The organism is Pseudomonas sp. SG-MS2 (assembly GCF_009933855.1).
Taxonomy (GTDB): domain Bacteria; phylum Pseudomonadota; class Gammaproteobacteria; order Pseudomonadales; family Pseudomonadaceae; genus Aquipseudomonas; species Aquipseudomonas putida_E.
Genome location: NZ_MOMO01000100.1, coordinates 1 through 5,271 on the forward strand (window position 1 = coordinate 1; position 5,271 = coordinate 5,271).

At 61.9% G+C, this 5,271-nt stretch carries 6 protein-coding genes, 1 tRNA gene and 1 pseudogene; 6 read left to right on the plus strand and 2 right to left on the minus strand.

All coding sequences use genetic code 11. From position 1 onward, the window contains the following. Positions 1-672, plus strand: a 672-nt coding sequence (locus BLX42_RS08205; protein ID WP_161871536.1) for an enoyl-CoA hydratase/isomerase family protein, incomplete at its 5' end; no start/stop codon positions are given. Positions 673-703: 31 nt separating this feature from the next. On the opposite strand, the gene BLX42_RS08210 is transcribed toward BLX42_RS08205, so the two are convergent. After that, positions 704-1,144 (minus strand): hypothetical protein, encoded by a 441-nt coding sequence (locus tag BLX42_RS08210; protein WP_115275482.1) that lies wholly within the window; start codon positions 1,142-1,144, stop codon positions 704-706. Between the two features lie 246 nt (positions 1,145-1,390). On the opposite strand from BLX42_RS08210, the gene BLX42_RS08215 reads away from it, so the two are divergent. From BLX42_RS08215 to BLX42_RS08230, 4 genes are all read left to right on the plus strand, one after another. Next, positions 1,391-1,621 carry a cysteine-rich CWC family protein gene (locus BLX42_RS08215; RefSeq protein WP_046784935.1) on the plus strand — a complete coding sequence of 77 codons (231 nt, stop codon included), beginning with the start codon at positions 1,391-1,393 and terminating at the stop codon, positions 1,619-1,621. A gap of 34 nt (positions 1,622-1,655) precedes the next feature. Further along, positions 1,656-2,348, plus strand: a complete 693-nt coding sequence (locus BLX42_RS08220; RefSeq protein WP_161871537.1) for a pseudouridine synthase — start codon at positions 1,656-1,658, stop codon at positions 2,346-2,348. A 344-nt stretch (positions 2,349-2,692) separates the two neighbouring features. Next, on the plus strand, positions 2,693-3,583 hold the full coding sequence (locus tag BLX42_RS08225) for an alpha/beta fold hydrolase (protein WP_161871538.1): 891 nt from the start codon (positions 2,693-2,695) through the stop codon (positions 3,581-3,583). Positions 3,584-3,702: 119 nt separating this feature from the next. Next, a tRNA-Gly gene (locus BLX42_RS08230) sits at positions 3,703-3,776 on the plus strand. A gap of 92 nt (positions 3,777-3,868) precedes the next feature. Here the strand turns inward: BLX42_RS08230 and BLX42_RS08235 are convergent. Further along, positions 3,869-4,936 (minus strand): glycerophosphodiester phosphodiesterase, encoded by a 1,068-nt coding sequence (locus tag BLX42_RS08235; RefSeq protein ID WP_161871539.1) that lies wholly within the window; start codon positions 4,934-4,936, stop codon positions 3,869-3,871. A gap of 113 nt (positions 4,937-5,049) precedes the next feature. Between BLX42_RS08235 and BLX42_RS08240 the strand changes: the two are divergent. Next, positions 5,050-5,271: pseudogene (locus tag BLX42_RS08240) on the plus strand (DUF4917 family protein); the annotation flags it as partial.

Below are 5,271 nucleotides of genomic sequence, written 5' to 3' on the forward strand. Positions count from 1 at the left end.
ATTGGCCTCTACCCCGACGTGGGCGCCAGCTGGTTTCTTGCGCGCCTGCCGGGCAAGCTCGGGCTGTTTCTGGGGCTGACCGGCGCCCCCATCAATGCCCGGGACGCCATCGACCTGGGCTTGGCGGACCGATTCTTTGGCGAGCATCAACAAGAAGGGCTTATCGAAGAATTGTTGCAACTGAACTGGCAAGAGCAGACCGACCTGCAGCTGAACAGCCTGCTCAAGGCCGAACAGCACCGCGCCTATGCCGAACTGCCGGAGGCGCAATGGCTGCCCCGGCGCCAGGTGATCGATGCGCTGCTCGATGTTGCCGACCCGGCGGCCGCGTGGCGTGCACTGGAGGGGCTCAGGCAGCATAACGACCCATTGTTGGCTGATGCAGGCCAACGCCTGCAGGAGGGCTGCCCGCTCACGGCGCACCTGGTCTGGGAACAGATCCGTCGGGCCCGGCACCTGTCATTGGCCCAGGTATTCCAGATGGAATACAGCATGAGCCTCAATTGCTGCCGTCACCCCGAATTCAGCGAAGGCGTGCGCGCCCGCCTGCTGGACAAGGACAACCACCCACGCTGGCACTGGCCGGATGTTGCGCAAGTGCCGGCGGCCGTGGTCGAAGCCCATTTTGTGAAGGTATGGGAGGGGCGCCACCCGTTGGCCGATCTTGCCTGACCTGGGCCGCTCCGCGCGCCCCCGTCAACCTTCACCGTCGCCAGTTGCGATCACCACTGCGGCCACCACCGGGACGGCGGTCACCATCACCCCGTCCATTGGAGTGCCAACGGTCGTTCTGGTACCGCCGGCTATCGTTGCGGTAATCATGCCGGTCACGATCACGGCCGTAGTCATAACGCTGGCGGTTGCCGTAGTCGTGACGCGGGTTGCCATGCCACTGCTTCATCCCCGGCTGCGGGTGCGGACGGTATTGCGGCACGGGCGCAGGCCGGTAGTAACGCGGTGCCGGCTGGTAGTAATAGCGCGGTTGGGGGGCTACGTAATAGCGGTCATGGCGGTAATAACCCGGCGAGGCATACCGGTCAGCGGTGTAGTAATCCGTACGATAATAACGGCCTCCCTCGTGGTAAGGCACGCAGGCGGTTGTCATCAGGCCCAACAGGGCGATCAACAGAATTCGATAGGACATGGCGGCCTCCTGGACCGCTGGGGTGCCCGTACAGCGGCGCTGCCGAGCGTCGAAGCCAAAGCGAACATCGACAATGAATGAGACATTGTCGCCATCGTGCAGTGCCATTTGCGCAATAATTTGAAATAGCTTGGATACCCCAATAAACCTGCAGTCTTTTTCCGGCCATATCACTAGAATGAGCACCTCGACGATGCAAGCAGGCCGGCCGCAACCGTGCCTGCATTGAACACCCCGGACTAGTGTATGAATGACAGCCAGCACTGCCCTGCCTGCGGCGCCCTCAACCAATGCACCCTGGCCGACCCGCGCACTGCGCCAGCAGCCTGCTGGTGCTACGCCGTGAACATCGACCCCGCAGTTCTGAAGGCCCTGCCAACCGAGCTGCGCGACAAATCCTGCCTCTGCCCGCGCTGCGCCGCAGGGGCAGGTCTGCCCGAGAACGCGCCCGCCCAGGTCGAGGCAGAAAAGCGCTAGACTGCGCGCCCCTCCCCTCGACGTCCTCGATGCCATGCGCCTTGACCGCTTCCTCGCCAACCTGCCCAGCTATAACCGCCAGCAAGTACGCCTGCTGCTGGTACAGCGCCGCGTGCGGGTGGATGGCGAAACGGTAGCCGACCCACGGGCTGAAGTCCGCGAATTCAGCCGTATCGAGGTGGATGATCAACTACTCCAGGCGGGGCGCCCGGCGCGCTACCTGATGCTGCACAAACCGGCCGGCTGCGTCAGCGCCACGCACGACCCACAGCACCGCACCGTACTCGATTTGCTGCCTGCGCCGTTGCGCGAGGACCTGCACATTGCCGGGCGGCTCGACTACAACACCACCGGGCTGATGATCCTGACCAACGACGGCCAATGGTCGCGGCGCCTGACCCAGCCGGCGACCAAGCTGCCCAAGCACTACCTGGTGGAAACGGAAGATGAAATCGGCGCGCATTACGTCGACAAGTTTCGCACAGGCTTCTACTTCGCCTTCGAAGACCTGACCACCCTCCCCGCGCAACTGGACATCCTTGGCCCGCGCACGGCGAGGCTGGCCATCATTGAAGGGCGTTATCACCAGGTCAAGCGCATGTTCGGCTACTTCGACAACAAGGTTGTAGGGTTGCACCGGGAAACCATGGGCGCGATCCAGCTCGATCCAGGCTTGGCGCCGGGTGAATTCCGGGCACTCACGGCTATGGAAATCGCCTCGGTCTAGGCCGCTTCAGGCACTGTCCGGACGTCATACGACCGCCCGGCGACAAAAGTCACAATTTCACCCAGCCGGCACTTGCGTGATCCTCAACCCACTGCTTGACTCCTAACTTGTCGGTCCGTGCGTGACTCGCCAGTCACACCGCGCGCCAGACACCTTTTTGCCGGCTACCCAAGGCCTCGATGCCTTGGAGCACGGCAAATTGCCCGCCAAAAACAATACCGTCGACACGTGTGCCAAGGATCGACACAGGGCCCCGGTAATTCCTTCAGGCAAATGCCTACCTGTCATAAAGAACGTGCACCCTAGGTGACGCGAACACCCTTTTTGCGCCAGGAGTCGATGACATGAGGCCAGAAATCGCTGTACTTGATATCCAAGGTCAGTATCGGGTTTACACGGAGTTCCATCGCGCGGATGCAGCCGAGAAGACGATCATCCTGATCAATGGCTCACTGGCCACCACGGCTTCGTTCGCCCAGACGGTGCGTAACCTGCACCCACAATTCAACGTCGTGCTGTACGACCAGCCCTACTCCGGCAAGTCCAAGGCACATAACCGCCAGGAACGCCTGATCAGCAAGGAAGACGAGGCGCATATCCTGCTTGAGCTGATCGAGCACTTCCAGGCCGACCACGTGATGTCGTTCTCCTGGGGCGGTGCCTGCACCCTGCTGGCGCTGGCGCACCAGCCTCGCATGGTGAAAAAGGCGGTGGTCAGCTCGTTCTCACCGGTGATCAACGAACCGATGCGCGACTACCTGAACCGTGGTTGCCAGTACCTGGCTGCCTGCGATCGCTACCAGGTCGGCAACCTGGTCAACGACACCATTGGCAAGCACCTGCCATCGCTGTTCAAGCGCTTCAACTACCGGCACGTCAGCAGCCTGGACAGCCACGAGTATGCGCAGATGCACTTCCACATCAACCAGGTGCTGCAGCATGACCTGGAACGGGCACTGCGAGGCGCGCGCAACATCGACATCCCGGTGCTGTTCATCAACGGCGACCGTGACGAGTACACCACCCCAGAAGACGCTCGCCAGTTCGGCAACCATGTCGGCAAGAGCCACTTCACGGTGATCCGTGATGCCGGGCACTTCCTGGACATGGAGAACAAGACGGCCTGCGAAGCCACACGCAGCGCGTTGCTCGGCTTCCTCAAGCCGACCGTGCGCCAGGCCCGGGCACGCACCCCGTACAATGCCAGCCAAGAGCAGCATGCATGGGCCATCTGAGTGCATCGGCGCCCTGTAGCCATGGCCTGCAGGCTATGGGCGCCGACAGCTTTTTTTCACCGGTTTATAACGAGGGCTTCTAATTCCAGGCAGGTTCTGGTAAAAAGTCGGGCGCAGACGCGGGTATAGTTTAATGGTAGAACAGTAGCTTCCCAAGCTTCCGACGAGGGTTCGATTCCCTCTACCCGCTCCACACCGCATTACCGCATGGCGTTCAACCAGCGTCATCGCTGCCCCTGAGGCGAAGATCATCCGCAAGTCGATCTGCTTGCCGCCTTCAACAGCTCAGTACCCCAGCCTTTTCAGCAAACCTGGCTCACTTGCAGCCGGGCGATCATAAAAGCGCAGTAGCGCACCCGCCCTGTTGGTAAAGATCCCATCCACCCCTGCCTTCATGCTTGCGGCGAAGTCCTGCGCGTCATCGAGCGTATAGACGTGCACCAGCAGCCCGCGCTCATGGCTGGCCTGGTTCATCCATGGCTGAATGAGATCGGCATAGCTCTGTTCGCCCAGCTTGCTGCGCTTGGCAGAAGGCCCGGTACCGATCGCACCGCCCTGCTTGGCGAAGTCCAGCCAGCGCAGGAACTCAGCCCGGCTCTTCGGTTGCTGGCGTGCATAAAAAGCGGCCTTGTCGCTTTCGCCTGAATCCGCCAAATCTTGTCCCGAGGCCGGTGCTATGGCCTTGGTACCCACCCACAGCAGCAGAATCTTCGGTACCTGCGGCATCGCCTCGTGCAGCAACGCCAGGCTGTTGCGATCGAATGTCTGCAACACTACGCGCCCAGGCCGATCGAGCCAGCCACGGGCCTCCAAGCGCTCTTCGAGCTGCCGTTCAATGCCTGGAAACTGGCTGGGAACCTTGGTCTCGATATACAAACCGGGCTGGCGCTGCGGGTTGCCTTCGGCAATATCGATGACTTCGTCAAGGGTAAGGATCGACAGTTTGGCGAACGATGCCCTGGCACGTGCCGGGTAGGCGTTGTTGAACCAGCTGCCGGCGTCCAGTGACCTGAGCTCGGCGAGGCTGAAGGCACTGACCGGGCTGTGTTTGCGCTCGGGGAAACGCTCGGCGACATCGCTGGTACGTGACAGCTCATCGTCGTGGACCACGACCAGCACGCCGTCGCGCGTGCGCTGCAGGTCCAGCTCCAGGTAGTCGGCGCCCAACTCGCGGGCCAACAGGTAGGCAGGCCTGGTGGATTCCGGTGCGTCGTAAGAGGCGCCGCGGTGAGCGATCACGGCCGGGTATGGTATGCCGTGGGCTGCGGCGAGGGCTGTGCCGTCCGTTGCCAAGGCCACTGAGCCCGGCCCCAGTGCTGCCAAGGCCAGCATCCCGATCAAACACTTGCGCATGTGAAGTCCTCTTTCATTCTGCGAACCTTGTCGTGGCTGTAGCGCAACCCTCGCACACATTGCATGACATGCTAAAGTCGCCCCCGTTTCCCGCTCCAGCGAATGGACCCATCATGCCCGCACTAGACGCCCACCTCGCCACCTGGCAGGAACTCGCCCAACGCCACCCCTGCGATGCCCTGCTACTGGGCAACGGCGCCAGCCGCGTGCTGTGGAAATCATTCGGCTATTTCTCGCTGTTCGAGGAGGCCCAGCGCGCCGGCCGCAAGAAAGGCCTGGCAATCAGCGACCAGGCCTTGTTCAAGTCCTTGGGCACTGAATTGTTCGAGCCGGTG

What these genes read in the sequence shown, in the direction of transcription:
- BLX42_RS08210 (WP_115275482.1), bottom strand. Translation starts at nt 1,144, where the DNA reads ATGTCCTATCGAATTCTGTTGATCGCCCTGTTGGGCCTGATGACAACC.
- BLX42_RS08215 (WP_046784935.1), top strand. Translation starts at nt 1,391, where the DNA reads ATGAATGACAGCCAGCACTGCCCTGCCTGCGGCGCCCTCAACCAATGC.
- BLX42_RS08220 (WP_161871537.1), top strand. Translation starts at nt 1,656, where the DNA reads ATGCGCCTTGACCGCTTCCTCGCCAACCTGCCCAGCTATAACCGCCAG.
- BLX42_RS08225 (WP_161871538.1), top strand. Translation starts at nt 2,693, where the DNA reads ATGAGGCCAGAAATCGCTGTACTTGATATCCAAGGTCAGTATCGGGTT.
- BLX42_RS08235 (WP_161871539.1), bottom strand. Translation starts at nt 4,936, where the DNA reads ATGCGCAAGTGTTTGATCGGGATGCTGGCCTTGGCAGCACTGGGGCCG.